General features: G+C 73.0%; 28 protein-coding genes. 22 read left to right on the forward strand and 6 right to left on the reverse strand.

Annotated features, from left to right (window positions below):
- The first annotated feature begins 5 nt into the window (after positions 1-5).
- From G3T38_RS02435 to G3T38_RS02445, 3 genes are read left to right on the forward strand one after another with little or no spacing between them, the layout of a single operon-like run.
- A complete protein-coding gene (locus tag G3T38_RS02435) occupies positions 6-1301 on the forward strand; it encodes a 2-oxo acid dehydrogenase subunit E2 (protein ID WP_163770455.1) in 1296 nt (431 codons plus the stop codon).
- Complete coding sequence (lpdA, locus tag G3T38_RS02440; protein WP_163770456.1) at positions 1298-2695, forward strand: dihydrolipoyl dehydrogenase; 1398 nt, start codon at positions 1298-1300, stop codon at positions 2693-2695. The genes G3T38_RS02435 and lpdA overlap by 4 nt, the downstream gene beginning before the upstream one ends.
- Positions 2696-2741: 46 nt before the next feature.
- Positions 2742-3113, forward strand: a complete 372-nt coding sequence (locus G3T38_RS02445; protein WP_163770457.1) for a DUF427 domain-containing protein — start codon at positions 2742-2744, stop codon at positions 3111-3113.
- A gap of 202 nt (positions 3114-3315) precedes the next feature.
- Here the strand turns inward: G3T38_RS02445 and G3T38_RS02450 are convergent, their stop codons facing one another.
- From G3T38_RS02450 to G3T38_RS02470, 5 genes are all read right to left on the reverse strand, one after another.
- The gene (locus G3T38_RS02450) at positions 3316-3504 is read right to left on the reverse strand and encodes a hypothetical protein (RefSeq protein ID WP_163769956.1); all 189 of its coding nucleotides are present in this window, start codon (positions 3502-3504) and stop codon (positions 3316-3318) included.
- Positions 3505-3580: 76 nt separating this feature from the next.
- A complete protein-coding gene (locus tag G3T38_RS02455; protein ID WP_163770458.1) occupies positions 3581-4135 on the reverse strand; it encodes an N-acetyltransferase in 555 nt (184 codons plus the stop codon).
- Complete coding sequence (locus tag G3T38_RS22050; RefSeq protein ID WP_163770459.1) at positions 4136-4402, reverse strand: type II toxin -antitoxin system TacA 1-like antitoxin; 267 nt, start codon at positions 4400-4402, stop codon at positions 4136-4138.
- Between the two features lie 70 nt (positions 4403-4472).
- Positions 4473-5483, reverse strand: coding sequence for a 5'-3' exonuclease (locus tag G3T38_RS02465; RefSeq protein WP_163770460.1), 1011 nt, complete (start codon positions 5481-5483; stop codon positions 4473-4475).
- Positions 5484-5526: 43 nt separating this feature from the next.
- Positions 5527-6315 (reverse strand): IclR family transcriptional regulator, encoded by a 789-nt coding sequence (locus G3T38_RS02470; protein ID WP_163770461.1) that lies wholly within the window; start codon positions 6313-6315, stop codon positions 5527-5529.
- A 69-nt stretch (positions 6316-6384) separates the two neighbouring features.
- Here G3T38_RS02470 and G3T38_RS02475 point away from each other — a divergent pair, with 69 nt between their 5' ends.
- Genes G3T38_RS02475 through dmpG form a run of 3 tightly spaced genes read left to right on the forward strand, consistent with a single transcriptional unit; the run spans position 6385 to position 9179 of the window.
- Positions 6385-7194, forward strand: coding sequence for a 2-keto-4-pentenoate hydratase (locus G3T38_RS02475; RefSeq protein ID WP_163770462.1), 810 nt, complete (start codon positions 6385-6387; stop codon positions 7192-7194).
- Positions 7195-7204: 10 nt separating this feature from the next.
- The gene (locus G3T38_RS02480) at positions 7205-8146 is read left to right on the forward strand and encodes an acetaldehyde dehydrogenase (acetylating) (RefSeq protein ID WP_163770463.1); all 942 of its coding nucleotides are present in this window, start codon (positions 7205-7207) and stop codon (positions 8144-8146) included.
- A 1-nt stretch (position 8147) separates the two neighbouring features.
- Positions 8148-9179, forward strand: a complete 1032-nt coding sequence (gene dmpG, locus G3T38_RS02485; protein ID WP_163770464.1) for a 4-hydroxy-2-oxovalerate aldolase — start codon at positions 8148-8150, stop codon at positions 9177-9179.
- A gap of 21 nt (positions 9180-9200) precedes the next feature.
- Here the strand turns inward: dmpG and G3T38_RS02490 are convergent, their stop codons facing one another.
- A complete protein-coding gene (locus G3T38_RS02490; RefSeq protein WP_163770465.1) occupies positions 9201-10211 on the reverse strand; it encodes a LysR substrate-binding domain-containing protein in 1011 nt (336 codons plus the stop codon).
- Positions 10212-10335: 124 nt separating this feature from the next.
- On the opposite strand from G3T38_RS02490, the gene G3T38_RS02495 reads away from it, so the two are divergent.
- From G3T38_RS02495 to G3T38_RS02570, 16 genes are all read left to right on the forward strand, one after another.
- Positions 10336-11145, forward strand: a complete 810-nt coding sequence (locus tag G3T38_RS02495) for a cyclase family protein (RefSeq protein ID WP_163770466.1) — start codon at positions 10336-10338, stop codon at positions 11143-11145.
- On the forward strand, positions 11142-12785 hold the full coding sequence (locus G3T38_RS02500) for a thiamine pyrophosphate-binding protein (RefSeq protein ID WP_338037413.1): 1644 nt from the start codon (positions 11142-11144) through the stop codon (positions 12783-12785). Before G3T38_RS02495 ends, G3T38_RS02500 begins: the two co-directional genes overlap by 4 nt.
- Before the next feature lies 1 nt (position 12786).
- Positions 12787-13707 (forward strand): ABC transporter permease, encoded by a 921-nt coding sequence (locus G3T38_RS02505; protein ID WP_163770467.1) that lies wholly within the window; start codon positions 12787-12789, stop codon positions 13705-13707.
- Entirely contained in the window at positions 13704-14525 is an 822-nt protein-coding gene (locus G3T38_RS02510) for an ABC transporter permease (RefSeq protein ID WP_163770468.1), read from the forward strand. Before G3T38_RS02505 ends, G3T38_RS02510 begins: the two co-directional genes overlap by 4 nt.
- A gap of 66 nt (positions 14526-14591) precedes the next feature.
- Positions 14592-15380: an ABC transporter ATP-binding protein gene (locus G3T38_RS02515; protein WP_163770469.1), complete on the forward strand. Its 789-nt coding sequence runs from the start codon at positions 14592-14594 to the stop codon at positions 15378-15380.
- 79 nt (positions 15381-15459) lie between these two features.
- The gene (locus tag G3T38_RS02520) at positions 15460-16422 is read left to right on the forward strand and encodes an ABC transporter substrate-binding protein (RefSeq protein ID WP_163770470.1); all 963 of its coding nucleotides are present in this window, start codon (positions 15460-15462) and stop codon (positions 16420-16422) included.
- Between the two features lie 88 nt (positions 16423-16510).
- Entirely contained in the window at positions 16511-17659 is a 1149-nt protein-coding gene (locus tag G3T38_RS02525) for a thiolase family protein (RefSeq protein ID WP_163770471.1), read from the forward strand.
- The gene (locus G3T38_RS02530) at positions 17656-19566 is read left to right on the forward strand and encodes an ATP-dependent acyl-CoA ligase (protein ID WP_163770472.1); all 1911 of its coding nucleotides are present in this window, start codon (positions 17656-17658) and stop codon (positions 19564-19566) included. The genes G3T38_RS02525 and G3T38_RS02530 overlap by 4 nt, the downstream gene beginning before the upstream one ends.
- Before the next feature lie 30 nt (positions 19567-19596).
- Positions 19597-21051, forward strand: a complete 1455-nt coding sequence (locus G3T38_RS02535; RefSeq protein ID WP_163770473.1) for a 2-hydroxymuconic semialdehyde dehydrogenase — start codon at positions 19597-19599, stop codon at positions 21049-21051.
- Positions 21048-21854 carry a 2-keto-4-pentenoate hydratase gene (locus G3T38_RS22450; RefSeq protein WP_338037414.1) on the forward strand — a complete coding sequence of 269 codons (807 nt, stop codon included), beginning with the start codon at positions 21048-21050 and terminating at the stop codon, positions 21852-21854. The genes G3T38_RS02535 and G3T38_RS22450 overlap by 4 nt, the downstream gene beginning before the upstream one ends.
- Entirely contained in the window at positions 21851-22288 is a 438-nt protein-coding gene (locus G3T38_RS22455; protein ID WP_163770475.1) for a Rid family hydrolase, read from the forward strand. The genes G3T38_RS22450 and G3T38_RS22455 overlap by 4 nt, the downstream gene beginning before the upstream one ends.
- Entirely contained in the window at positions 22285-22821 is a 537-nt protein-coding gene (locus G3T38_RS02550) for a 3-hydroxyanthranilate 3,4-dioxygenase (RefSeq protein WP_163770476.1), read from the forward strand. The genes G3T38_RS22455 and G3T38_RS02550 overlap by 4 nt, the downstream gene beginning before the upstream one ends.
- 4 nt (positions 22822-22825) lie before the next feature.
- Positions 22826-23851 carry an amidohydrolase family protein gene (locus tag G3T38_RS02555; protein ID WP_338037416.1) on the forward strand — a complete coding sequence of 342 codons (1026 nt, stop codon included), beginning with the start codon at positions 22826-22828 and terminating at the stop codon, positions 23849-23851.
- A gap of 32 nt (positions 23852-23883) precedes the next feature.
- Positions 23884-24879, forward strand: coding sequence for an NAD(P)H-quinone oxidoreductase (locus G3T38_RS02560; RefSeq protein ID WP_163770667.1), 996 nt, complete (start codon positions 23884-23886; stop codon positions 24877-24879).
- A 50-nt stretch (positions 24880-24929) separates the two neighbouring features.
- Positions 24930-25718 (forward strand): aspartate/glutamate racemase family protein, encoded by a 789-nt coding sequence (locus G3T38_RS02565; protein WP_163770477.1) that lies wholly within the window; start codon positions 24930-24932, stop codon positions 25716-25718.
- Positions 25715-26134: an Ohr family peroxiredoxin gene (locus G3T38_RS02570; RefSeq protein ID WP_163770478.1), complete on the forward strand. Its 420-nt coding sequence runs from the start codon at positions 25715-25717 to the stop codon at positions 26132-26134. Before G3T38_RS02565 ends, G3T38_RS02570 begins: the two co-directional genes overlap by 4 nt.
- Positions 26135-26151: the final 17 nt, after the last annotated feature.

Here is a 26151-nt window from a genome sequence, read left to right on the forward strand (position 1 = left end):
ACACCGTGAGCACCCCCCAGCAGTTCCTCCTCCCCGACGTCGGCGAGGGCCTCACCGAGGCCGAGGTCGTCACCTGGCACGTCGCCGTCGGCGACACCGTCGAGGTCAACCAGACGCTCGTCGACATCGAGACCGCCAAGTCCGTCGTCGAGTTGCCGTCGCCCTTCGCCGGCCAGGTGCTCGCCCTCCTCGTGCCCGAGGGGCAGACCGTCGACGTCGGCACGCCGATCATCGAGATCGGTACGCCGCAGGCCGCGCCCAGCCCCGAGCTCGAACCCGAGCAGGCGGAGGAGGAGCCCCAGCTCCTCGTCGGGTACGGCGCGCGCGAGGCCACCACGAGCCGTCGCCGCCGCGGGGGAGCGCGCCCGGCCGCGGCCGGGTCGACGGCCGTGGCGGACAAGCCCCGCGCCAAGCCGCCCGTCCGCAGGCTCGCGCAGGTGCTGGGCGTCGACCTCGCCTCCCTCACCCCAAGCGGTCCCGACGGCATCGTGGTGCGCACCGACGTGCTCGCGGCAGCACCGATGCACGAGCCAGCGCCCGCCTCCGTTCCGACGCCGGCTCCCGAGACGACGCAGGCCGAGCCCTCGCCGTACGGCCTCGAGACCCGCATCCCCGTCAAGGGCGTGCGGAAGCAGACGGCCGCGGCGATGGTGGCCTCGGCGTTCACGGCGCCGCACGTCACCGAGTTCGTGACCGTCGACGTCACCGCCACGCTCGAGCTGCGCGAGAAGGTGCTCGCCCGCCGCGAGTTCCGCGACGTGCGCGCGACGCCGCTGGCGTTCGTGGCGCGGGCCTACCTGCACGCGCTGCGGCGTACGCCGATGGCGTGCGCCCGCTGGGACGAGGCCGCGCAGGAGATCGTCGTGCCCGGCCAGGTCAACCTCGGCATCGCCGCGGCCACCCCGCGGGGACTCGTCGTGCCCAACGTGAAGGCCGCCGACCGCATGGACCTGCGGGAGCTGGCGCTCGCCATCGACGACCTCGCGCAGACCGCGCGGGCCGGGCGCACCACGCCCGAATCGATGGCGCACGGCACGACCACCATCACCAACGTCGGCGTCTTCGGTGTCGACACCGGCACGCCGATCCTCAACCCGGGGGAGACGGCGATCCTCGCGGTCGGCGCCATCCGGCGGACCCCGTGGGTCGTCGGCGAGGGCGCCGACGAGCGCATCGAGCCCCGCTCGGTGCTGCAGCTCGCGCTGTCCTTCGACCACCGCGTCCTCGACGGCGCGGAGGGGTCCCGCGTGCTCGCCGACACCGCCGCGATCCTGCGCGACCCCACGGAGGCGTTCCTGTGAGCGAGCACTTCGACGTCGTCGTCATCGGTGCCGGGCCGGGCGGCTACGTCGCCGCGGTCCGCGCCGCCCAGCTCGGCCGCAGCGTCGCGGTCGTCGAGGAGCGGTTCTGGGGCGGCGTCTGCCTCAACGTGGGTTGCATCCCGTCCAAGGCGCTGCTGCGCAACGCGGAGCTCGCCAGCCTGTGGCGCGACCGGGCGGACGACTTCGGGATCGTCGGCGAGGCGCGGTTCGACTACGGCCGGGCGCACGCGCGCAGCCGCGAGGTCGCGGACGGTCGGGCGGCGGGGATCCACTACCTGATGCGCAAGAACAAGGTGACCGAGATCGACGGGCGCGCACGGTTCACCGGCACACGCGAGACCGTCGTGACGGCCGCCGACGGCAGCACCCGCACGGTCGCCTTCACCGACGCGATCGTCGCGACCGGCGCGCGCCCGCGGATGCTCCCCTGCGTCACCGCCTCGGCGAACGTCGTCACCTACGAGGAGGTCGTCCTCGACGCGACGCTCCCGCGCAGCATCGGCATCGTCGGCGCCGGCGCGATCGGCATGGAGATGGCCTACGTGCTGCAGGCGTACGGCGTGGAGGTGACCCTGCTGGAGTACGCCGATCGCGTGCTCCCCGCCGAGGACGCCGACGTCTCGAGCGCGATGGCCAAGGCCTACCGCGGGCTGGGCGTCACCGTGCGCACCGGCGTGCGCGTGGGGTCGGTGACCGACCGCGGTGAGTCCGTGGAGGTCGCGTGGACGGGGGCGGACGGGAGCGCCACCGTCGAGACCTTCGACCGCGTCCTCGTCGCCACCGGCTTCGTCCCGAACTCCGAGGACCTCGGCCTCGACGCGGCCGGTGTGGTCGTCGACGAGCGCGGCGCGATCAGCGTCGACGCCCGGATGCGCACCAACGTGCCGGGGATCTACGCCATCGGCGACGTGACGCTCCAGCTGCAGCTCGCCCACGTCGCCGAGGCCATGGCCGTCGTGGCGGCGGAGACCCTCGCGGGCGCGGTGACGATGGAGCTGGGCGACCTGCGGATGATGCCGCGGGCCACCTTCTGCCAGCCCCAGGTGGCGAGCTTCGGCCTCACCGAGGCCCAGGCGCGGGCGGAGCACGGCGAGATCCGCGTCGCGAAGTTCCCGTTCAGCGCGAACGGCAAGGCCCACGGCCTCGGCGAGCCCGTCGGGTTCGTCAAGGTGCTCGCCGACGTGGACGGCGCCCTGCTCGGCGGCCACCTCGTCGGTCCCGACGTCGCCGAGCTGCTGCCCGAGCTGACGCTGGCGCAGAAATGGGACCTCGGGTCCTTCGAGCTGTCCCGCAACGTGCACGTGCACCCCACCTTGGGGGAGGCGTTGCAGGAGGTGTTCCACGGGCTCGAGGGCCACATGATCAACCTGTGATCGCGCACCCGGGATGGGTCGGCGCGTCGCGGGTGTTGCTCGCGTCATGACCAACCGACCGCACCTCGTCCCCGACGCGTCCCACCCCATCACCGTCACGCCGACGGACCGCCGCGTCGTCGTCACCCGCCACGGCCGCGTGATCGCCGAGACCGACCGTGCGCTCACGCTGCAGGAGGCGTCCTACCCGCCCGTGCAGTACGTCCCCCTCGACGACGTCGACGCCAGCGTGCTCGAGCGGACCGACCACGCGACGTACTGCCCCTACAAGGGCGACGCCGGCTACTACTCCCTCGTCGACGGTGACGCCCGCGCCGAGAACGCGGTGTGGACCTACGACGCCCCGTACGACGCGGTCGCGCCGATCGCCGGGCACGTCGCGTTCTATCCGAACGAGGTGGAGATCAGCGTCAGCTGATTTTCGGCTTGGACACATCCGGCACGCGGGCCGCCCGCCCGACGAGCCCTGCACCGCCCTCAAGGCCACGAATCCCGCACCTCGACGCCTCTAATGGCCGCTGGGGTTGCTTTTCCCGGCCACGAGGGGCGGTCCGCGTGCCGGATGTGTCCAAGCCCTTGGGGGCCCTTGCGGGACGCATCGACGCCTGCGACCCCGTGGGTCACGCCCACCGCGTCGCCGCCGACGCGGGCGTTCCGGTCAGCACCCGTACGACGGCGAGGTCAGTCGTGGCCTGGAAGTTGAGGAACCGCACGACCCGGCTCACGCGGTCGATGTCGAGGGGGAGGAGGCCGGGGGGTGCCCGGTACGTCGGGGGTGAGGCCCAGGTCAGGTCGTTGTGGCCGCGCATACGTCGTCGACGACGCGCTGCAGCGCTACCTCCGGAAGCACCTGGGGTGACGGTTCCAGCTACGAGCGGTGCGACCTCACCCGGAGGCCCCCTCGCCACGGGAGTCGTAGTCATCGACGTACCGACGGATCGTCGCGATCTTCAGGTAGAGGCGTAGCGGGTCCACGCCGGTGGGGAGGAACCCGTGGCCTCGGTACCACGGCACGAGACCCTCGTTGTCCGCGTCGACCACGAGCAGTCGACCACCCCCGGTGGCGCTGGCCGCCAGGACTTGGCGGAAGGCGCCCAACAACAGCTGGGTGCCCCACAGGTTCACCCGGTCGCCACGGTAGGTGCGATCGAGCGCGAGCTTGGCCAGGAGGTACCCGGGGATCGGATCGAGCCGGCCCGACCGTGCGCTGTTCGGTACGGCGCCGCGCACCACGCCTGTCGGAGCAAGCGCGAAGTAGCCCGCCACCCGCGCCCCGGACGGCGCATCGCGGACGAGCACGGTGACGGCGGCCGTGCCGCTTCGGACTGCAGCCAGGGCTGAGGTCTGCAGCCAACGGTCGTAGCGCTCATCGCCGCAATCGAACGCTGTCAGGTCGTGGTGGGGACCCGCTGGCTCGAAACGGTGGTGGGGCTCCGACACCTACGAGATCCGGGGGAGCGAGGCCAGCTTGTCCCGCAACGCCGGCGCGTCGTCGGCGACGTCGAGGGACATGACGAGCGCGTCGAAGACCTGCGGATCCAGCAGGGTGATCTCGGCCCGAGCGACGATCTTCTCAGCCTCGGCGCGGGCAGCGCTTGTGACGAAGGCGGACTTGCTCATCTGGGTGAGCTCAGCCGCGCGCGTGATCAACTGGTCCGTCGCCTCGTCGAGCCGGGTCTCGAATCGCTTCGTCCTGGTCGCTGTCACCGCTTCGCTCCGTCCATGTACGGCACATGTACGGACAATCGTAGAGTGGTGCTGACCGATCGCCAAGGGATCACGCCCACCGCGTCGCCGCCGACGCGGGCGTCCCGGTCAGCACCCGTACGGCGAGGTCCGTCGTCGCCTGGACGTTGAGGAACCCCACGACCCGGCTCACGCGGTCGATGTCGAGGGGGAGGAGGCCGGGGGTGCCCGGTACGTCGGGGGTGAGGCCCAGATCGAGGTCGTCGTGCCCGCGCATCATCGCCACGTTGAAGTCGTAGCGCTCACGGGCGCCCGGCGCCACGAGGTGCTTGACCACCCGCGAGCCCAGCCGGCGGCCGCCCTGGTCGAGCGACCACGAGTCGAGGGCCTCGGCGACGTTGCGGCCCTCGTCGTGCTCGACGTCCGCCCACACGGCCTGCATGGACCCGGCCGCGTCGAGTAGGGCGGCAGCGGTCTTCTCCCCGAGGCCCGGTACGCCGGGGAGGTTGTCGCTCGCGTCGCCGCGCAGGGCGGCGTAGGCGAGGTAGTTCTCGGCCGCGACGCCGTACATGGTGTGGAGGCGCCGCGGGTCGAGCAGCGGTGAGCCGTGGATGCCGCCGTCGATGAGCCGCAGCACCTTCGTGCTGTCGCTGATGTGCGCGAACGTGTCGCGGTCGGACGTGACGATGATGCAGTCCCAGCCGTGCCGCCGTGCCCACGCGGCGCCCGAGGCGCTCACGTCGTCGGCCTCCAGCCCCGGCGGGGTCAAGGTGGCCAGGCCGAGGGCGTTGAGCAGCGCGCCCGCGCGCTCCAGCTGGTCGATGAGCTCGGGGTGCTTCTCCGCGCGGCCCGCCTTGTAGTCGGGGTAGCGGTCGCGTCGTACGGAGCCGGTCCGGTCATCGAGACCGAACAGCACGGCGTCGGGCGCGAAGCGGTCGATCGACTCGATGATCTGGCGGAGCATCCCGTGCAGCGCCCAGACCGGCCGGCCCGCGCGATCGAGGGCACGCGTGTGGGCGCGAGCGTGGTGGTTGCGGTGCAGCAGCGAGGGGGCGTCGACGACGAGCAGCAGCTTGCGCGGGGTGTCGTCGGGCGGGGTCATCGCCCGCCCATCGTAGGTCCCGGCAGGGGCGTGGCCATGGCCGCTAGGGCTGCCGGGCGGTCCGACCGCGCCGGCCGAGCGTGCTCGCCAGGGACGTGGCCGCGGCGCGCACCGCGGTCTGGTGCGACTCCGGCCGGAAGCGGCCGACGGGTCCGGTGATGCTGATCGCGGCGACGGCGGTGCGTCCGTCCGGGTCGAGGACGGGAGCCGCCACGCAGAGCAACCCCGGTGTCGACTCCTCGCGCTCGAACGCGACGCCCGTCTCCAGCACCCGCGTGAGCTGGCGGCGCAGGAGGCCCGGGGCGACGACGGTGTGGGGTGTCCGTCGTTCGAGCTCCGAGCCCAGCACGGCGGTGCGGACGTCGTCGGAGGCGTACGCCAGCAGCACCTTGCCGATCGCGGTGCAGTGCATCGGCATGCGCCCGCCCGTGCGCGAGGGCGACCGGGCCTGGCGGTGACCGCCGATCTTGGCGACGTAGACGACCTCGACGCCGTCCTGCACCCCCAGGTGGACGGTCTCGTGGGTGCGCTCGTAGAGGTCCTGCAGGAACGGCATGGCCAGCTCCAGCAACGAACGCTCGGGCGCCGCACGCATTCCGAGCTCGAACAGCCCACCGGAGAGGCGGTAACCGTGCCGCGTCCTGTCGAGCAGCCGGTGCTCGACGAGGTCGCCCGCGACGCGGTGAGCCGTTGCCTTCGGCAGTCCCGTGCGCCGCACGAGCTCCGCGAGCGACAACGCGGTGTCATCGACGTGGAACGCGCGCAGCAGGGCAACGGCCTTGCCCAGGACCGTGTCGAGGTGAGGGGGTGAGGAGGACGTGCCGGAGGTCATCCGCTGCAGCGTACCGGTGAGCGGAACAACCGTCTGTGCTCGACGCCCCTCGGGCGCGAAGGTGGCGCCATGACCGAGACAACGACCGGCGTCGACGCCGCCGCCTTGTCCGCCGCCGCGGGCCGCCTCCGCGACGCCGACCGGGCCGGGGTGCCCGGGCCGCCCGTGCGGGACCTGATCGGACGGGACGACGTGGCGGCCGCCTATGCCGTGCAGCAGCTCCTCGTCGCCGAGCGGATCGCCGCCGGCCGCCGGGTTGTCGGCCGCAAGATCGGACTGACGTCGGCGGCCGTGCAGGCACAGCTCGGCGTGGACCAGCCCGACTTCGGCGTGCTCCTCGACGACATGGCCTACGAGGACGGCGACACCATCCCGGCCGGGAGCGTGCTGCAGCCGCGGGTCGAGGCCGAGGTGGCCTTCGTGCTCGGGTCCGACCTCGCGGAGGGCCCGCTCGGCATCGACGAGGTCCGTGCCGCGGTCGCGTCGGCCACGGCCGCACTGGAGATCTGCGGGAGCCGCGTCGCCGACTGGGACATCAGCTTCGGCGACACCGTCGCCGACAACGCCTCGGCGGGCGCCTTCGTGCTCGGTCGGCAGCGCCTGCCGCTCACGGACGTCGAGCCGCGGGAGGTCGCCATGACCATGACCGTCAACGACCAGGAGGTCGCGACGGGCACGGGGGAGGCGTGTCTCGGCGACCCGCTGGCCGCCCTCCTCTGGCTGGCCCGACAGGCGCGAGAGCTCGGTGAGCCGCTGCGCGCCGGCCAGGTCGTCCTCTCCGGCGCCCTCGGCCCGATGCGCGCCGTGCACCCCGGTGACCGCGTCACCGCGTCCTTCACCGGCCTCGGCGCCGTGAGCGTCGTCATCGGCGAGAAGTGAGGAGTCGACCATGACCACGAAGGTCGCCGTCATCGGATCGGGCAACATCGGCACCGACCTGATGATCAAGGTGATGCGGACCAGCACGCTGCTCGAGATGGGCGCGATGGTCGGTATCGACCCCGACTCCGACGGCCTGGCCCGCGCGCAGCGGCTGGGCATCCCGACCACCCACGAGGGCGTCGAGGGACTGATGAGGCTCCCCGGGTTCGACGAGATCGAGATCGTCTTCGACGCGACCTCGGCCGGCGCCCACCGGCGCAACGCCGCCCTCCTCGAGCCCCTGGGCAAGCGACTGATCGACCTGACCCCGGCCGCCGTGGGTCCCTACGTCGTCCCGGCCGTCAACATCGACGACCACCTGTCGGCGCCCAACGTGAACATGGTGACCTGCGGGGGACAGGCCACGATCCCGGTCGTGGCTGCCGTCTCGCGGGTCGTGCCGGTGGCGTACGCCGAGATCGTCGCGTCGATCGCCTCCCGCTCCGCAGGTCCCGGCACCCGGGCGAACATCGACGAGTTCACCGAGACCACCTCGGCGGCCATCGTCGAGGTCGGCGGTGCGGCGGCCGGCAAGGCGATCATCATCCTCAACCCCGCGGAGCCGCCGCTCATCATGCGTGACACGGTGTTCGCGCTGGTCCACGCGCCCGAACCCGGCGTGCAGGACGAGATCCGCGCGTCCATTGAGAAGATGGTGGCGGACGTCGCGGCGTACGTGCCCGGCTACCGCCTCAAGCAGCAGGTGCAGATCACCGAGCTGCCCGCCGACCAGCCGGTCCGCACCCTCGTCGACGCACCCGTCGACGCGCCGACCCACCAGGTGTCGGTGTTCCTCGAGGTGGAGGGCGCCGCCCACTACCTCCCGGCGTACGCCGGCAACCTCGACATCATGACCTCCGCGGCGCTCCGCATGGCGGAGCGCATCGCGGCCTCGACGGCAGGGAGCTGACATGGACACCACGAGCCCCACCTCGATCTTCGTCCAGGACGTGACGCTGCGCGACGGCATGCACGCCGTCCGCCACCGCATCAGCCCCGACGACGTCCGGAGGATCGTCGCCGCGCTCGACGCGGCCGGGGTCGACGCCATCGAGGTCGCCCACGGCGACGGCCTCGCGGGCTCCTCGCTCAACTACGGCCCGGGCTCCCACACCGACTGGGAGTGGATCGAGGCGGCGGCCTCCGTGCTGGAGCGCGCCCGGCTCACCACGCTGCTGCTCCCGGGCGTGGGCACGGTGCACGAGCTGAAGCGGGCCCACGAGCTCGGCGTGCGGTCCGTGCGGGTCGCGACCCACTGCACCGAGGCCGACGTCTCCGCCCAGCACATCGCGGCGGCCCGCGAGCTCGGCATGGACGTCTCCGGCTTCCTCATGCTGTCCCACATGGCTCCCCCCGAGGAGCTCGCGCGGCAGGCCCGCCTCATGGAGTCGTACGGCGCGCACTGCGTCTACGTCACGGACTCCGGGGGCCGCCTCACCATGAACGACGTCGCCGCCCGCGTGCGCGCTTACCGCGACGTCCTCGACGCGGACACCGAGATCGGCATCCACGCCCACGAGAACCTCTCGCTGTCCGTCGCCAACTCCGTCGTCGCGGTCGAGAACGGCGTACGCCGCGTCGACGCGTCGCTCGCCGGCCACGGCGCCGGAGCGGGCAACTGCCCGATCGAGGCCTTCGTCGCGGTCGCGGACCTGTCCGGCTTCGAGCACGGCTGCGACCTGTTCGCGCTCCAGGACGCGGCCGACGACCTCGTGCGCCCCCTGCAGGACCGCCCGGTCCGGGTCGACCGAGAGACCCTCACCCTCGGCTACGCCGGCGTCTACTCCAGCTTCCTGCGGCACGCCGAGGCGGCCGCGGAGCGCTTCGACCTCGACGTCCGCGACATCCTCATGGAGTGCGGCCGTCGCCGCCTCGTCGGCGGTCAGGAGGACATGATCACCGACGTCGCCCTCACGCTCGTCGCCGCGCACGACGCGGCCTGAGCCCGCGCCGGCCCGCCCGCGTCACGGCTGCTCGTCCGGCGCGCCCTCCGAGCCCGACCCCGAGCCCGACCCCCGCCCCCGGAGTCGCCGCTCCTCGGCCTGCAGCTCCGTGCCGATGGAGCGCGCGACGTCGGCGAGCGCGTCGACGAGCAGCCGTGCGTGGGAGCTCACGGAGCGGTCGGCGGGCAGCGTCACCCCGATCGCGCGCGGCACCGTGGCGAGCTCCGTCGGCAGCAGGTCGAGCTCCTCGTCGCGGAGCCCGACGTAGGTCGGCAGCGGCGCCACCGAGTCCGTCTCCACAAGGATCGACCGCATCGTCAGCATGGTCGAGCACTCGATGACGTCGACCGGCAGCGGCAGCCCCTGCCGCTCGAAGACCTCCTCGAGCTCGCGTCGCAGCTGGCTGGGGCGCAGCGGCAGGATCCACGGGTAGGCCCGCAGCGCCTCGAGCGTCGGCTCAGGTTCCGCGAGGGCCGGGTGGCCCCGACGCACGACGATGCGCACGGCCTCGTCGTACAGCCGCAGGTGGTGCAGCGCCCCGCGGTAGGTGCTGGGGTCGAGGCGCCCCACCATGAGGTCGATCTCGCTCCGCACGAGCGCCGTCGAGAGCTCCTCGGCCGTCCCCTCCTGCACGCTCACGGGCACCCCGGGCTCGTGGTGCTTGAGCGCGACGATGGCCCGGGGGAGCAGCGAGTACGCGCCCGCGAGGTTCGTGCCGACCCGCAGCGGCCGCGTGCCGGCCTGCTTCACCTCGTCGATCTGCTGGGCGGCCCGACGCAGGTTGCCGAGGGCAGCGCGCGCCTGGTCGATGAGGATCTCGCCGTAGACCGTGGGGGAGACCCCGCGCGGCCGGCGCACGAAGAGGTCCACGCCGACGATCTCCTCCAGCTCGCGCACCGCCCGCGTCACGGCGGGCTGCGAGATGTAGAGCGCGGTCGCCGCCCCCACGAACGAACCCTCGTCCGCGATCGTGACGATCAGCACGAGCTGGCGGAGCTTGAGCCGCCCGCCGAACACCTCGGAAACCTGCACGAAACCTCCCGGGTCAGTTGTTGCAATCTGGTTGTAGCACAGCGTCCGGATATACCACTGAGGTTATGTCAGACCCTCCTTCGGCATTGGCGCCGTGGTCTGCGCCACGCCAAGGATGGTGGCCATGCACCGCCCCTCCACCACCTCCGCACCGGTGGCCGACCTGCTCTCGGCCCTGGCGTCCGGCGCCGTCGACGTCGTCGACATGACGGCCCCGCTCTCCTCGGCCACCCCCGTCCTGCCGCTCCCCGACGGCATGGCTCCGATCCCGCGGTTCCAGCTCGAGGAGCTGGCCCGGTACGACGAGCGTGGCGAGACGTCCTACCAGAACGGCATCCACACCGGCGAGCACGTCGGCACCCACTTCGACGCCCCCTGCCACTGGGTGACCGGCGTCGAGCACGGTGACGTCTCCCAGGTCCCGCCGGCGCGACTGGTGGCACCCGTCGCGGTGATCGACCGGACCGAGCAGGTCGCCGCCGACCCCGACCACCTCCTCACCGTCGAGGACCTGGAGGAGTGGCAGGCCGAGCACGGCCCGCTGCCCCGGGGGTGGCTGTTCTACCGCACCGGCTGGGCGTCCCGGTCCCACGACCAGGACCTCTTCCTCAACGCCGACGAGCAGGGGCCCCACACGCCCGGCCTCACCGCCGAGTGCGCGCGGTGGCTCGCGGAGGAGACGCGGGTGCTCGGTCTCGGCGTCGAGACGGTCGGCACCGACGCCGGCCAGGCGTTCACCTTCGAGCCGGCCTTCCCGGTGCACCACCACCTCCTCGGGGCCGGCAAGTACGGCCTCACCCAGCTGCAGCAGATGTCGCAGCTGCCCACGACCGGAGCGGCGGTGATCGTCGCCCCGCTGCCCATCGTCGGCGGGTCCGGCAGCCCCGCCCGGGTCGTGGCCCTCGTCCCTCGAACGAACGGAGCAGTCCTGTGACCCTGGTCAGGGATGCCATCGGAAACCTGCTGGTCGACCTCGGCGTGCGCACCGTGTTCGGCGTGGTGGGCAGCGGCAACTTCCACTACACCAACGCGATGACCGCCCGCGGCGCCCGCTTCGTCGCCGCGCGGCACGAGGGCGGGGCGGCCACCATGGCCGACGCCCACGCCCGGATGTCCGACGAGGTCACGGTCCTCTCGCTGCACCAGGGCTGCGGCTACACCAACGCCCTCACGGGGATCGCGGAGGCGGCCAAGAGCTCGACCCGGCTCCTCGTGCTGACGGCGGAGGCGACCGAGCCGACGTCCAACTTCGCGATCGACCAGGCCGCCATGGCCGTCGGTGCGGGTGCGGTCGCCATGCGGGTGCGTTCCCCCGAGACCGCGCTCGTCGACGTGGCGCGGGCGTTCGCCACCTGCCAGGACCAGGGCCGCACCGTCGTGCTCAACGTCCCCATCGACGTGCAGGACCGACTCCTCCCGGACGACGCGGCGACCCGGCAGTTCGTGCCCGTCGCCCCGCCGCAGCCGGCGCTCGAGGAGCTGGAGCGGTTCGCGGACCTGCTGCTCGCGGCGGAGCGCCCCGTGTTCGTCGCGGGACGCGGCAGCCGATCGCCCGGCGCGAAGGAGGCGCTGCGCGAGCTCGCCGCCCGCACCGGGGCGCTGCTCGCGACGTCCGCAGTGGCCCGCGGCATGTTCAACGACGACAGCTGGGGGATCGACGTCTCCGGCGGCTTCAGCTCGCCGCTCACGGCCGAGCTGGTGGCCGGGGCGGACCTCGTCGTCGGCTTCGGCTGCGCGCTGAACATGTGGACGATGCGGCACGGCCGCCTGATCGCCCCCGACGCCACCGTCGTGCAGGTCGACATCGACCCGTCGGCGATCGGTCGCAACCGCGACGTCCACCTCGGCCTGTGGGGCGGCGTCGCACCGACCGCCACCGCGACGACGCGGCTCCTCGACCTGCGCGACGAGCCCGTGCGCACCGGCTACCGCAGCGCCGAGATCGGCGAGCGGATCCGCGCCGGGCTGCGGTGGAACCAGCTCGACATCGTCGACGAGTCCGCCGACGGCCTGGTCGACCCCCGCGCGCTGACCGCCGAGCTCAACAACCTGCTCCCCGCCGAGCGCATCGTCTCGGTCGACTCCGGCAACTTCCTGGGATTCCCGAGCATGTACCTCGACGTCCCCGACGAGTACGGCTTCTGCTTCACCCAGGCCTTCCAGTCGGTGGGCCTCGGCCTGGCGACCGGCATCGGCGCGGCGCTCGCCCGTCCGGACCGCCTGCCGGTCGTCGGGGTCGGGGACGGCGGGTTCCTCATGGGCATCTCCGAGCTCGAGACGGCGGTGCGGCTCGGCCTGCCCCTGCTCGTCGTGGTCTACGACGACGCCATGTACGGCGCGGAGGTCCACCACTTCGGCGCGGGGGAGTCGCTCGACCACGTGACCTTCCCCGACGGCGACCTCGCCGCCATCGCCCGCGGCCACGGCTGCGAGGCGGTCACGGTGCGCGACACGGCCGACCTGGCCCCGGTCAAGGACTGGGTCTCGTCGGGTCCGACCCGCCCCATGGTCATCGACGCCAAGGTGCTCTCCCGCGAGGGCTCCTGGTGGCTGCACGAGGCCTTCGGTCACTGACATGTCCGACCGGGCTGCCCGACCCCTGATGGAGGACGACGTGGAGACGACGACGAGCGTCACGGCGGCACCACCGCCCGTGACCACCGATCCGGCCGCTGCCGGACCACCCGAACGACGTACGCCGCGGCGACCGGCGCGACGCATCGCGTCCGGCCGCGGTCGGGTGCTGCGCCGCGGCGCCACCGGCGTGCTCGGCACGCTGCTCGTGTGGGAGGTCGTCGCCCGCTTCGACCTGCTGCCCCGGGACGCTCTGCCCCCGGCCTCCAGCACGATCGCGCGAGCCGCCGAGCTCGTCGTCGACACGACCTTCCTCGGCAACGTCGGCGCCACGCTGTGGGCCTCGCTCGTCGGCTACCTCCTCGCCCTCGTGGTGGCCCTGCCCCTGGGCATGCTGCTGGGCCTCTCGGACCGGCTCTACCTGGTGAGCTCCACGGTCATCGAGCTGCTGCGCCCCCTGCCCCCGGTGGGCCTGGTGCCCCTGCTGGTGCTCGTCGCCGGCCAGGGGTTGGAGATGAAGGCGGCCGTGGTGGCGCTCGGCTGCGTCTGGCCGCTGCTCATCAACACCATCCACGGGGTGCACGCCACCGACTCCACCGCACGCGCCACCGCCCGGTCGTTCGGGTGGTCGCGCCGTCAGGTGGCGATCCGCGTGGTGTGGCCCTCGGCGATCCCGTCGGTGCTCACCGGCGTGCGCATCACCGTCTCCGTGGCGCTCATCCTCTGCGTCGGCGCGGAGTTCATCGGAGGCAGCACCGCGGGGCTCGGCAGCTGGCTGCTGCAGCAGAGCATGCTGCCGGGCGGTATCGAGAGCGTGTGCGCCGGCGTCGTGATCGCCGGCAGCCTCGGCCTCCTCATCAACGGCGCGGTGAGCGCCCTCGAGACGCGGTTCGCTGCCTGGGCCCGACGGGAGGAGGCATGAGCACCGCCGTCGCCCCCGGGATCCGGGTGCAGCTCACGCGCTTCGCCATCGGCTGGATCGGTGCCGTCGTGCTCCTCGGCTGCTGGCAGCTGGCCACGGCCCGCTCCGACTCGGCCTTCTTCCCCACGCCGCTGGAGATCGTCGCGGACATCCACGAGCGCTGGTTCTCGGCCGGCATCGGGGGAGGGGTCCTGACCGACGCGTTCTTCCAGGACGTGACCCCCAGCCTCCAGCGTCTCGCGCTCGGGCTGCTCGTCGCCTGGGCGGTCGGCATCTCGCTGGGCGTCGTCCTCGGGCGGGTACGCACCGTCGCGGAGTACCTCGAGCCGCTGCTGCACTTCATGCGGGCGCTGCCCGGTCCCGTGCTACTGCCGCTCGCCCTGGTGCTGGTCGGCACGGGGACCAGCATGCGGGTCTCGCTCATCGCGTTCGGCGCGGTCTGGCCCATCCTGTTCAACACCTACAGCGCCGTGCGCCAGGTCCCCGAGTGCTTCATCGACAACGCCAAGGTGGCACGGGTCTCCCGGCCCGCCCTGCTGTTCCGGGTGATCCTGCCGGCGGCCAGCACCGGCATCTTCGCCGGTCTCCGCGTGTCGACCTCGCTCGGCATCATCCTGCTGATCGCCTCCGAGCTGGTCGCGGCCACCGACGGCATCGGCTTCGGGCTCACGCAGTCCCAGCGGTCGTTCCAGTTCGTGGCGATGTGGTCGTTCATCGTCGCGCTCTCGCTGCTGGGCTACGTCGCCAACCTGATCCTCTCGGGCGTCGAGACCCGGATCCTGCGGTGGCACCGCCTCATGGCCGCCATCCAGGACTGATCGCCCCGCCTATCGACCCCACCCCTCCACCCCCTCGCACCCCCCGAACCGAAGGACGGAATCTCCATGAGCCCTGCCCTCCTCGAGGTCACCGACCTCCGGCACAGCTACCAGACCCGCCAGGGCGAGCACACGGTCCTCGACGGGCTGACCTTCTCCGTGGAGCGCGGCGAGTTCGTCTCCATCGTGGGCCCGTCGGGCTGCGGCAAGACCACGCTGCTGCGGTCGCTCTCGGGGCTGCTGCGCCCCAGCGGGGGCACGGTCGCCCTCGGTGGCACCGTCATCGACGGCGTCCCGCAGGGGCTGGCCATGGTGTTCCAGGACTACCGGGGCTCGCTGTTCCCCTGGCGCCGGGTGGGGGAGAACGTCGAGTTCCCCCTCCTCGGCAGCGTGCCGAAGTCCGAGCGGCGGCGTCGCACGGAGGAGTCCCTCGAGGCCGTGGGCCTCGCGGCCGCCGCCGACCGCTACCCCTGGCAGCTGTCGGGCGGCATGCAGCAGCGCGTCGCGATCGCGCGGGCGCTGGCCATGCGTCCGGAGCTCCTGCTCATGGACGAGCCGTTCGCCTCCGTCGACGCCCAGACGCGCTCCGACCTGGAGGACCTGCTGCTCCGGGTGCGTGAGCAGTTCGACATGACCATCCTGTTCGTCACCCACGACGTCGACGAGAGCGTCTACCTCAGCACGCGCGTGCTCTCGCTCAGCAAGGCGCCGACCGTGCAGACGGCCGACGTCACCGTCCCGCTCGCCTTCCCGCGCGACCAGATCACCACTCGCGAGGAGGGCGCCTTCGTGACGACCCGCAGCGAGGTCGCGCGGCTCATCCGCCAGGCAGGCCCCGGCGGCCTCGCCGCCTGAACCAGGCGTCGTACCCCGACGCACACCGGCCCGACGAGGTGCCGACCCCGAGTCTCGGAGAACCCGTAGGAGAGACCCCATGACCACCACCTCCACCCTGCTGCGCCGACTGACCGCGTCCGGCGCTGCCGTCGCCCTGGCGGCCGTCACGCTCACCGCCTGCGGCGGCGACGACGACACGACCGCCGACGGGTTGACCCGTGTGACGCTCTCGATCCCGCCCGTCGGTGACTCGCTGCCCGTCTACCAGGCCATCAGCAAGGGCTACTTCGAGGACGAGGGGTTGTCGGTCGAGCTGACCCCCGCGGCGAACGGTGCCACCACGATCAACGCGTTGGTCTCCGGCAGCACCGACCTGGCGCTCGTCTCGTACCCGTCGCTCATCACGGCCTACGCCTCCGACCTCCCCGTGACCATCGCGGCCCCCGCGATCGCCGGTACGGAGGAGTACCAGGCCGGTCTCTACGTGCTCGCCGATTCGCCCATCGAGGAGCCCGCCGACATGTTGGGCAAGAAGTTCGCCACGCCCAGCCTCGGCTCGGTCGGCGACATCTGGTTCCGCGGAGTGCTGCTCGACGAGGGACTGGACTACGAGGACGTCGAGTTCGTCGAGCTGCCGCAGGCCAACATGGCGGCCGCGCTGGAGGCGGGCGACGTGGACGGCATCTTCCAGACCGAGCCGACGCTGAGCGCCACGAAGGCCGACCTCGACGTGCGGGCCATCGGCTTCCAGGAGGGTCCGCAGGGCCTGTTCGCGACGTCCACCTCCACGCTCGAGGACGACCCGGAGGTCGTCGAGGGCTTCCGTGCCGCGATGGCCCGCGCCGTGGCGGACCTCGAGGAGGACCCGCGCGCCGTCGCCGTCGCGCAGATGCCGGCCAACACCGAGATGTCTGCCGAGACCGCCGAGACGATGGGCCTGCCGGCCTACGAGACGGAGTACGACGCCGATGGCGTCCAGGACGTCATCGACCTGATGGCCGAGGTCGGCCTCATCGAGGAGCCCTTCGACGCCTCGGACCTCTGGCGGGACCTCGACTGACCCATCCGCGCGGCCCCACGGGGCCGCTGTGTCCCGCCCCACCGCGACAGGTCGGGAGCCGCCCCGGGGCGGCCCCGCAGGAGGAACCATGAGCAGCACCACGTCAGGACACGTCGCCGTCATCGGCGCCGGCGAGTCGCCGTACACCCGTCACCCGGCGGCCGGTACGACGACGGCGGGCGTGCTCGGCGACGCGGTCCGCCGCGCGCTGGCGGACGCCGGCCTCAGCACCGCCGACGTCGACGGCTTCGGGGTGTCCAGCTTCACCCTGGGGCCGGACCACGCCGTCGACCTCGCCTGGCGCCTGGGCCTGCAGGTCGACTGGTTGATGCAGGACACCAACGGCGGGGCCAGTGCCGGCGGCATGCTGCAGCACGCGGTGCGGGCCGTCGAGGCCGGCGACGCGTCGGTCGTGGTGCTGGTGGCGGGCGACCTCATGGACCGCGAGGTGCACGTCGAGATGGTGCGGCGCTACAACCGGGCGACGGCGGAGCACCTCGCGCCGCTGCCGATGACGGGACCGAACGCGCTCTTCGCGATGCTCACGCGTCGCCAGATGGACCGGTTCGGCCTGACGCGGGAGCACTACGGCCGCCTCGTCGTGGCCCAGCGCGCGTGGGCGGCCGCCAACCCCGGGGCCGTCTACCGCACGCCCCTCGACCTGGAGGACTACCTCGCGGCGCCGACGGTGGCCGAGCCCCTCGGGCGCTACGACTGCGTGCCGCCCGTGACGGGCGCGGACGCGGTGGTGGTGGCCGCCGAGACCCGGGCGAGCGGACGCTGCGCGCGGGTGCTCGCGGTGGCCACGACGTACAACACCGACGACCAGGCCGGCGACGGTCTCACCACGGGGGTCGCCTCGTGCGCGCCCCGTGCCTTCGAGCACGCCGGTGTCGCGCCCGCCGACGTGGACGTCGTGAGCGTCTACGACGACTACCCGGCGATGGTCGTCGCCCAGCTCGCGGACCTCGGCCTGCCCGGGGCGGACGACCTGCCCCGCCTGCTGGCCCTCGTGGGCGAGCGGGACCTGCCCGTCAACACCTCCGGCGGGCAGCTCTCCGCCGGGCAGCCCGGCGCGGGCGGCGGCATGCACGGCCTCGTCGAGGTGGTGCGGCAGCTCCGGGGCCAGGCCGACGGCCGGCAGGTCGGTGGTCGCATCGGCGTGGTGACCGGCTACGGGATGGTGCTCTACCGCCACGGTGCGTGCGGCAACGTCGCGGTGCTGGAGGCGGCATGAGCCTCGTGATCCAGCGCTGCACGACCTGCGGCCGGACCCTCTTCCCCGACCGGGTGCTCTGCCCGGAGTGCGGCGGCGCCCAGCTGTCCCACGAGACCCTCGAGGTCGGCACCGTCACCGACCACACCCGCACCTCCGAGGGGCACGTCCTGCTCACGCTGGAGGTCGACGCGGGGCTCCGCGTGATCGGTCGGCTGCTTGGCGCCGGAGCCGTGACGACCGGCGACGTGCTGCCGCTCGTCGGCCACGACGACCACCCGGGTCCCGCGGCGTACGTGCCCCGGCCGGACGGCGGCACCACGCCGAGCGGGTCGGTGGTCCCGGCCGACGCCCACCGCCTGCCGGAGGACCCCACGCTGCGCTCCGCGACCGTGCCCGGCCTGCTCCGTGCCCGTGCAGAGCTCACGCCGGACGCGCCGCTGCTGCGCTGCGGACCGGTGCGCCGTACGGCGCGGGAGATGCTCGACGCGGTGTCCCGGGCGGGCGGCGCGCTCGTGGAGCGGGGCATCGGGCGTGGCGACAAGGTCGCGCTCATGGCGGCGAACCGGGTGGAGCTCCTCGACCTGGTGCTGGGCGCTGCCTGGATCGGTGCCGTGGCTGTGCCGATCAACACCGCGGCCCGCGGGGAGCAGCTGCACCACGTGCTGACGAACTCGCAGGCCCGGCTCCTCGTCATCGAGCCGGAGCTCCTCGAGGCCGTCCAGGACCTGCCGCCGTTGCCCGACCTGCGGGAGCGGTGGGTGCTGGAGAATGACACCTCTGTCCTCGGGGCGGCGGTCGAGGCCGCCGACGTGCGGGCGGGCGACCCGGCCGCGATCCTCTACACCTCGGGGACGACCGGCGTCTCCAAGGGCGTCGTGTGCCCCCACGGCCAGTTCTCCTGGTGGGGACGCAACGTGAGCGCGCAGCTCGGCCTGCGCAGCGACGACGTGCTCCACACCTGCCTGCCGCTGTTCCACACCAACGCGCTCAACGCCTTCAGCCAGGCCGTCGTCGCCGGCGCGACGTACGTGCTGGGCGGGCGCTTCTCGGCGTCCCGGTTCTGGTCGCAGATGGTGGAGAGCGGCGCGACCGTGACCTACCTCCTGGGCGCGATGGTGAGCATCCTCGACCGCCGTCCGCCCTCTCCGCTCGACCGCGCCCACCGGGTGCGCCTCGCCCTGTCGCCGGCGACGCCCGCGGCGCTGGTGGGCCCGTTCCGCGAGCGGTTCGGCGTGGAGCTGCTGGACGGCTACGGCTCGACGGAGACCAACGCCGTGCTCGCGACCCCGCCGGGGGCGCAGCGTCCGGGGTACGTCGGCACGGTCCAGCCGGGGTTCACCGCCCGGGTGGTGGACGAGGACGGCGCGCCGGTCCCGCCCGGCGAGCCGGGGGAGCTGCTCGTGCGCAGCGACCAGCCGTTCGCCTTCGCGTCGGGGTACTTCCACATGCCCGAGGCGACCGCGGCCTCCTGGCAGGACCTGTGGTTCCACACCGGTGACCGCGTCGTCCTCGAGGCCGACGGCTGGGTCCGCTTCGTGGACCGCATCAAGGACGTCATCCGCCGTCGGGGCGAGAACATCTCGGCCTCGGAGGTCGAGTCGGTGCTCGGGCAGCATCCCGCCGTCGCCGCCGCGGCCGTCTACGCGGTCGACTCCGAGCTCGGGGAGGACGAGGTGATGGCCGCGCTCGTCACCGAACCGGATCGCGAGCTCGACGTGGACGACCTCGTCGCCTTCTGCCGCCCCCGCCTGGCGGGCTACGCCATCCCGCGCTTCATCCGTGTCGTCGACGACCTGCCCCTCACCGAGAACGGCAAGGTCCGCAAGCCGGCCCTCCGTGCCCTCGGGACCGACGGGGCCTGGGACCGGGAGGCCGACCGCGACGCGCGCGCGGGCTCGGTCGCCGCCCAGGTCGTCCCCTCGTGACCACCGATCCCCATCGAACCGGGAGCTCCCATGCGTGACTACCAGAACTACATCGACGGCGCGTTCGTCGCCGGACCCGAGGCGTTCGCCGACGTCGACCCCACCACCGGCCAGCAGGTCGCCTGGGTCCACGAGGCCGATGCCGCCCTCGTCGACCGGGCCGTCCGTGCGGCACGCCGTGCCGTCGACGGCCCCTGGGGGCGCACGTCGGTGGCGTCGCGCGCTGCGCTCCTGCGCAGGATCGCCGACGAGATCGACCGCCGCGCCGACGACCTGCTGGACGCCGAGGTCGCGGACACCGGCAAGCCCGCCGACCAGGCACGTGCGCTCGACGTGGCGCGCGCCGCGGCGAACTTCCGCTGCTTCGCCGACGTGGTGGCAGCCGAGGGCACCGAGTCCTTCCTGCAGGAGCTGCCCGACGGCGGGAAGGCCCTCAACTACGCGTTGCGCAAGCCGCTGGGCGTCGTCGCCGCCATCGTGCCGTGGAACCTGCCCCTCCTGCTCCTGACCTGGAAGCTCGCGCCGGCCCTGGCGTGCGGCAACGCCGTGGTCGTGAAGCCGTCCGAGGAGACGCCGGGCTCGGCCACGGTCCTCGCCGAGATCCTCGACGCCGTCGGCGTGCCGCCGGGCGTCTACAACGTGGTGCACGGCTTCGGGTCGGGCTCGGCCGGGGAGCACCTGACGTCGCACCCGGGTGTCGACGGCGTGACCTTCACCGGATCGACCGCGACCGGCACGGGCATCATGAAGGCCGTCGCCCCGCGGGTCCGTCCGGTGAGCTTCGAGCTCGGCGGAAAGAACGCGGCTCTGGTCTTCGCCGATGCCGACCTCGACGTGACGATCGCCGGCCTGACGCGGTCCGTGTTCGCCAACACGGGCCAGGTGTGCCTGTGCACCGAGCGGGTCTACGTCGACCGGGTCGTCTTCGACGAGGTCGCGGAGCGCCTGACGGCAGCCGCCGAGGGGCTCCGCCTGGGCGCGCCGCGCGACGCCGCCACCACCACGGGGCCGGTCATCTCGCGGGCCCACCAGGAGAAGGTCCTGGGCTACTTCGCCGCGGCGGAGCAGGCCGGTGCCAAGACCATCACCGGCGGCGGCGTGCCCACCATGACCGGCGACCTCGCCGGCGGGTTCTGGGTCGAGCCGACGCTGTGGACCGGACTCACCAACGAGGACCGGGTCGTCCGGGAGGAGATCTTCGGTCCCGCCGCCGCGCTCATCCCGTTCGACACCGAGCAGGAGGCGGTGGCGCTGGCCAACGACACCAGCTACGGCCTGGCCGCCTCGGTGTGGACGACCGACCTGCGGCGCGCCCACCGCGTGGCCGGGCAGATGGACGTCGGCATCTCGTGGGTCAACAACTGGTTCCTCCGTGAGCTGCGCTCGCCCTTCGGTGGCACCGGCCTGTCCGGCATCGGCCGCGAGGGCGGGCGCCACTCCCTCGACTTCTACACCGAGACCACGAACGTGTGCGTGACGTTGTGAGCGCCCGCGACACCGCCGTCGAGCTGGTCTGCTCCCGCCTCGACGAGGCCCAGCGCAGCGCCACCCCCGTGCGTCCGCAGGAGGACTGGCCTCAGCTGTCGCTCGACCAGGCGTACGCCGCCCAGGCCCGCCTGGTGGACCGGCGCCTGCAGCGGGGCGAGCAGCAGGTCGGGTTGAAGCTCGGCTTCACGAGCGAGGCGAAGATGCGCCAGATGGGGATCGACGAGCTGATCATCGGCGTCCTCACGGACGGCATGCAGGTGCCCGACGGCGGCCGGGTCGACCTCGGCACGCTCGTGCACCCGCGGGTCGAGCCCGAGGTGGCGTTCCGGTTCGGGCGCGACCTCGACCTGGCGGACGCCGCCCTCCAGGTCGCCGACCTGCAGGGCGCGCTGGACGGCGTCGCCGCGGGCATCGAGGTGATCGACTCCCGCTACGAGGGGTTCAGCTTCGACCTGCCGCGCGTGGTCGCCGACAACACCTCCGCCGCCGCGTTCACGACGGGGGAGTGGGTCGACCCCGACAGCGTCCAGATCGGCGAGCTCGCCGTCACCCTCAGCATCGCCGGGGCCGTGGCCGCGGAGGGCAGCACGGCGGCCATCCTGGGCCACCCGCTGTCGACCCTGCCGCACCTCCTGAGCCTGGGCCGAAAGCTCGGGCTGTCCGTCCCGGCGGGCTCGGTGGTGCTCGCCGGCGCCGCCACGGCCGCCGTCCCGCTGCTCGCCGGCGACGTCGTCGTCCGCGTCGCCGGGCTCGGCGAGGCCCACCTCACCGGCGTCGACGGCGGGGAGGTGGCCTCGTGACCCGTTCCTTCACCGTCAGCGGCAAGGCGCGCCCGCGCGGACGGTTCCCGCACGCGAAGCGGGCCGGCGACCTCGTGTACGTGTCCGGCACGAGCAGCCGCCGGCCCGACAACACCTTCGTGGGCGTCGAGGTCGACGAGCTCGGCACCACCGCGCTCGACATCCGCGCCCAGACCGCGGCCGTGCTCGACAACATCGGCGACATCCTCGCCGACGTCGGCGGCAGCCTCGCCGACCTCGTCCAGGTGACCGCCTACCTGGTCAACATGAACGACTTCGGCGGCTACAACGAGGTCTACGCCGCCCACTTCGACGAGTCCGGCCCCACCCGCACGACGGTCGCGGTGCACCAGCTGCCGCACCCCCACCTGCTGATCGAGATCCAGGCCGTGGCCTACCTGCCCGAGCCCCCCACGACGAAGGAGCACCCATGAGCCCGACCCTTCCCGCCGGCGTCATCCAGCCGTTGAACTTCCAGGCCTGGATCGCGGAGCACGAGCACCTGCTGAAGCCGCCGGTGAACAACCAGGCGATCTTCACCGGCGACGACTTCATCGTGCAGGTCGTGGGCGGGCCCAACGAGCGCACGGACTTCCACGTGGATCCCTACGAGGAGTGGTTCCACCAGGTCAAGGGCGACATGCACGTCAACGTGATGACGCCCGAGGGTGAGGTCACCGTGCACATCAAGGAGGGTGAGACCTGGCTGCTGCCGGGGTTCCTCCCGCACTCGCCGCAGCGCCCGGAGGCCGGCTCCATCGGCGTCGTGATCGAGCGGATCCGTGAGGAGGGCACCCTCGAGAAGTTCCAGTGGTACTGCCCCGGCTGCTCCGGCCTCGTCCACGAGGTCGAGCTGCAGGTGCGCGACATCGTCGAGGACCTGCCGCCGGTGTTCGTGGCCTTCTACGAGGACGAGGCCGCCCGCACCTGCGACGCCTGCGGGACCCTGCACCCGGGCAAGGGCTGAGCTCGTGACCGCTGACGCCGTGACGGTCCCCGCCGTCGACGTCCACTCGCACTACGTGCCGCGTGGCTGGCCCACGCTGCCCGGGCCGGAGCCCCGGCTCTGGCTGGACGTCCGGTCCGCCGACGAGGCCACGATGATGATCGGGTCGCGGGAGTTCCGGAAGATCGACTCGACCGCGTGGTCGGCCGAGCGTCGGCTCGCCGACATGGACGCCGACGGTGTCGACCTCCAGGTGGTGTCGCCGACCCCGGTCTTCTTCTCCTACGACCGCGAGCCTGGCGAGGCCGCCGCGATCGCGCGGGTCTTCAACGACCTGGCGCTGGAGATCACCGCGGCGTCGCCGCGCCTGGTCCCGTTCTGCCAGGTGCCCCTGCAGGATCCCGACGCGGCGTGCGCCGAGCTGGAGCGGAGCCTGGCCGCCGGTCACGTCGGCGTGGAGATCGGCAACCACGTGGGTGACCGGGACCTGGACGACGCCGGCGTCGTCACCTTCTTGGAGCACTGCGCGGCGCTCGACGTGCCCGTGTTCGTCCACCCGTGGGACCTGCCCGGGGGGCCGCGCCTGGAGCGCTGGATGGCGCAGTGGCTCGCCGGCATGCCCGCCGAGACGCACCTGTCGATCCTGGCCCTCGTGCTCGGAGGGGTCTTCGACCGTGTCTCTCCCGACCTGCGGATCTGCTTCGCGCACGGTGGCGGGTCGTTCGCGCACTGGCTGGGCCGCATGGACAACGCTTGGCACCAGCGGCACGACGTGATCGGCACGAGCGAGCACCCGCCGTCGCGCTACGTGGACCGGTTCTCGGTCGACTCCGTGGTGTTCGAGGAGGCGCCGCTGCGCCTCCTCGTCGACGTCCTGGGGGCCGACCGCGTCATGGTGGGCAGCGACTACCCCTACCCGTTGGGGGAGCGCCCTGCGGGCGCCGTCGTACGGCGCGCGGAGTTCCTCGACGAGGCGTCCCGCCGGATGCTCCTGCGGGAGAACGCCCTGGCGTGGCTCGGTCCCCGCGGCACGCCGGACGGTGCACCGTGACCGTCACGCCCCGAGGCGCCCTCCCGGCGACCATGCGCGTCGTACGGGTGCCCGCCAGTGGGGCGGACGGGCCGCTGCGGTGCGAGGAGGCGCCCGTGCCCACGCCGGGTCCTGACCAGGTGCTGGTGCGCACCGCGGCCATCGGCGTCAACCGGGCCGACGTGATGCAGCGCGCCGGCACCTACCCCCTGCCCGCGGGGTCGTCGGACGTGCCCGGCCTGGAGGCCTCGGGCACCGTCGTCGCCACCGGCGCGGACGTCGACGCCCTCGCCGTGGGCGAGGAGGTGTGCGCGCTGCTCCCGGGGGGCGGGTACGCCGACGTGGTCGCCGTCCGCGCCGACCACACGCTGCCCGTGCCCGCTGGGGTCGGGGTGGAGGACGCGGCCGGCCTCGTCGAGGTGGCCGCGACCGTGTGGTCGAACCTGCTGACGGCGCGCACCGCAGCCGGGCTGGTCCCCGACGTACCGCCCGCCGGCAGCTGGGTGCTCGTGCACGGCGGCAGCGGCGGCGTCGGTTCCATGGCCGTCCAGCTGGGCGCGGCGCTCGGGCTGCGGGTCGCGACCACGGTCGGGGCGGTGGCGAAGGCGGACTTCGCTCTCTCGCTCGGGGCCGAGCTGGTCGTCGACCACACACGGGAGGACTTCCGGACGGTGCTCGCCGCCCACGGCATCCGACCGGTGCGGATCCTCGACGTCGTCGGGGCCGACTACCTCGCGCGGAACCTCGACGTGCTGGCCCGCGGTGGCCGGCTCGCCGTGGTCGCCCACCAGAGCGGTCCGACCGCCGACCTCGACCTTCGCGCCCTGCTCCGCGGTGACGTGACCGTCGAGGGCAGCGGCCTGCGCGCGCGGTCCGACGCGGAGAAGGCCCGCATCCTCGCGCAGCTGCGCGAGCACGTGTGGCCCCTCGTCGAGCAGCGGCTGGTGCGTCCCGTGACCCACGCGCGCATCGCCCTGGACGACGCCGACCGCGCGCTCGACCTGGTTGCCAGCGGCCGGCACCTCGGCAAGGTGCTGCTCGTGCCGTGACCGTCCCTCGTTTGAACCCCGACCTGTTCCCCGACCCGAGAGGCACCCGCATGAACGATCCCGTGCGGATCATGTACCAGAGCTTCACCGACCCGGCCCACCACCAGCCCTACCTCACCCGCCTCGCGGACTACCTCGGCGAGATCGCCGGGCCGGGGGTCACCTACGAGGTGCGCGGCATCTCGCCCGCCGACACCCAGCTGGGACGTCTCAGCGAGCTGCGCTGTGGCGTGCAGTCGGTCGCGGGCATCGTGGAGGCGGAGCGGGAGGGCTTCGACGCCGTCCTCGTCGGCCACTTCCAGGACGCGTGCCTGTTCGAGGCGCGCACGGCCGTCGACATCCCCGTCGTGGGCCACGGCGAGGCCAGCATGATGCAGGCCTGCATGCTGGGCGGACGCATCGGCATCATCACGCTCGACACCGTGTACCTGTCCTGGCACCGGGAGCAGATCCGTCGCTACGGCCTCCAGGACCGGGTGGTCGACGTGCGCGCGCTGCAGCTCAGCCCGGACGCGGCGGTGGCCGCGAACGACGACCCCGCGGCGTACGCCTCGATCAAGAAGACGTTCGTCGCGCTGGCGGAGTCGATGGTCGCCGAGAGCGAGGTGGACGTCGTCATGGCGGCGGGCGGGCTGTTCGCCCTGCTGAGTGCGCACGACGTGATCGAGGTGCCCGGGGCCCTCGTCGTGAACCCGACGTTGCTGGCCGTGCGACAGGCCGAGGTGGCCGTGTCGCTGGCGCGCGCGTTGGGGACCCCTGTGTCGCGGGGCGGACCCTTCGCCCGCGCGACCCCCCGTGCCGTGGACGAGCTGATGGACCTGATGGGAGACCGACGATGAGCACGATGAGCTACACCGCAGCGGCACGCGCCGAGGGCGACGGCCGGAACGGCCACGTCCGCACCGCGGACGGACTGGTGGACCTCGACCTGGGGATCCCGGCGGAGATCGGCGGGGCAGGGGGAGCGGTGAGCAACCCCGAGATGCTGTTCGCCGCCGGCTACGCCGGGTGCTTCCTCTCCGCGCTGCACTCGGTGGCGCGGGCCCAGCGGGTGAAGATCCCGGGCGCGGACGTCGAGGCGCTGGTCACCATCGCGGCGGGGGAGGCGGGCTTCGGGCTCTCCGTCGAGCTGGTCGCCACCCTGCCCGACGTGACCGACGAGGTGGCCGAGCAGCTGCTGGCCGCGGCGCACACGAAGTGCCCCTACTCGCGTGCGGTCACCGGCAACATCCCGGTCGCGCTGCGCCGCGGCTGAGGGCACCCGGCCCGTCC

The sequence above is a fragment of the Nocardioides zeae genome (genome assembly GCF_010686755.1).
Lineage (GTDB): Bacteria > Actinomycetota > Actinomycetes > Propionibacteriales > Nocardioidaceae > Nocardioides > Nocardioides zeae.

Excerpts from the sequence above, each read along its gene's own strand:
- G3T38_RS02445 (WP_163770457.1), top strand. The coding sequence starts at position 2,742 with ATGACCAACCGACCGCACCTCGTCCCCGACGCGTCCCACCCCATCACC.
- G3T38_RS02570 (WP_163770478.1), top strand. The coding sequence starts at position 25,715 with ATGAGCACGATGAGCTACACCGCAGCGGCACGCGCCGAGGGCGACGGC.
- G3T38_RS02450 (WP_163769956.1), bottom strand. The coding sequence starts at position 3,504 with ATGCGCGGCCACAACGACCTGACCTGGGCCTCACCCCCGACGTACCGG.
- G3T38_RS02560 (WP_163770667.1), top strand. The coding sequence starts at position 23,884 with ATGCGCGTCGTACGGGTGCCCGCCAGTGGGGCGGACGGGCCGCTGCGG.
- G3T38_RS02530 (WP_163770472.1), top strand. The coding sequence starts at position 17,656 with ATGAGCCTCGTGATCCAGCGCTGCACGACCTGCGGCCGGACCCTCTTC.
- G3T38_RS02525 (WP_163770471.1), top strand. The coding sequence starts at position 16,511 with ATGAGCAGCACCACGTCAGGACACGTCGCCGTCATCGGCGCCGGCGAG.
- G3T38_RS02505 (WP_163770467.1), top strand. The coding sequence starts at position 12,787 with ATGTCCGACCGGGCTGCCCGACCCCTGATGGAGGACGACGTGGAGACG.
- G3T38_RS02495 (WP_163770466.1), top strand. The coding sequence starts at position 10,336 with ATGCACCGCCCCTCCACCACCTCCGCACCGGTGGCCGACCTGCTCTCG.
- G3T38_RS02535 (WP_163770473.1), top strand. The coding sequence starts at position 19,597 with ATGCGTGACTACCAGAACTACATCGACGGCGCGTTCGTCGCCGGACCC.
- G3T38_RS02475 (WP_163770462.1), top strand. The coding sequence starts at position 6,385 with ATGACCGAGACAACGACCGGCGTCGACGCCGCCGCCTTGTCCGCCGCC.
- G3T38_RS02550 (WP_163770476.1), top strand. The coding sequence starts at position 22,285 with ATGAGCCCGACCCTTCCCGCCGGCGTCATCCAGCCGTTGAACTTCCAG.
- G3T38_RS02480 (WP_163770463.1), top strand. The coding sequence starts at position 7,205 with ATGACCACGAAGGTCGCCGTCATCGGATCGGGCAACATCGGCACCGAC.
- G3T38_RS02470 (WP_163770461.1), bottom strand. The coding sequence starts at position 6,315 with ATGACCTCCGGCACGTCCTCCTCACCCCCTCACCTCGACACGGTCCTG.
- G3T38_RS02465 (WP_163770460.1), bottom strand. The coding sequence starts at position 5,483 with ATGACCCCGCCCGACGACACCCCGCGCAAGCTGCTGCTCGTCGTCGAC.
- G3T38_RS02565 (WP_163770477.1), top strand. The coding sequence starts at position 24,930 with ATGAACGATCCCGTGCGGATCATGTACCAGAGCTTCACCGACCCGGCC.
- dmpG (WP_163770464.1), top strand. The coding sequence starts at position 8,148 with ATGGACACCACGAGCCCCACCTCGATCTTCGTCCAGGACGTGACGCTG.
- G3T38_RS02515 (WP_163770469.1), top strand. The coding sequence starts at position 14,592 with ATGAGCCCTGCCCTCCTCGAGGTCACCGACCTCCGGCACAGCTACCAG.
- G3T38_RS02510 (WP_163770468.1), top strand. The coding sequence starts at position 13,704 with ATGAGCACCGCCGTCGCCCCCGGGATCCGGGTGCAGCTCACGCGCTTC.
- G3T38_RS02520 (WP_163770470.1), top strand. The coding sequence starts at position 15,460 with ATGACCACCACCTCCACCCTGCTGCGCCGACTGACCGCGTCCGGCGCT.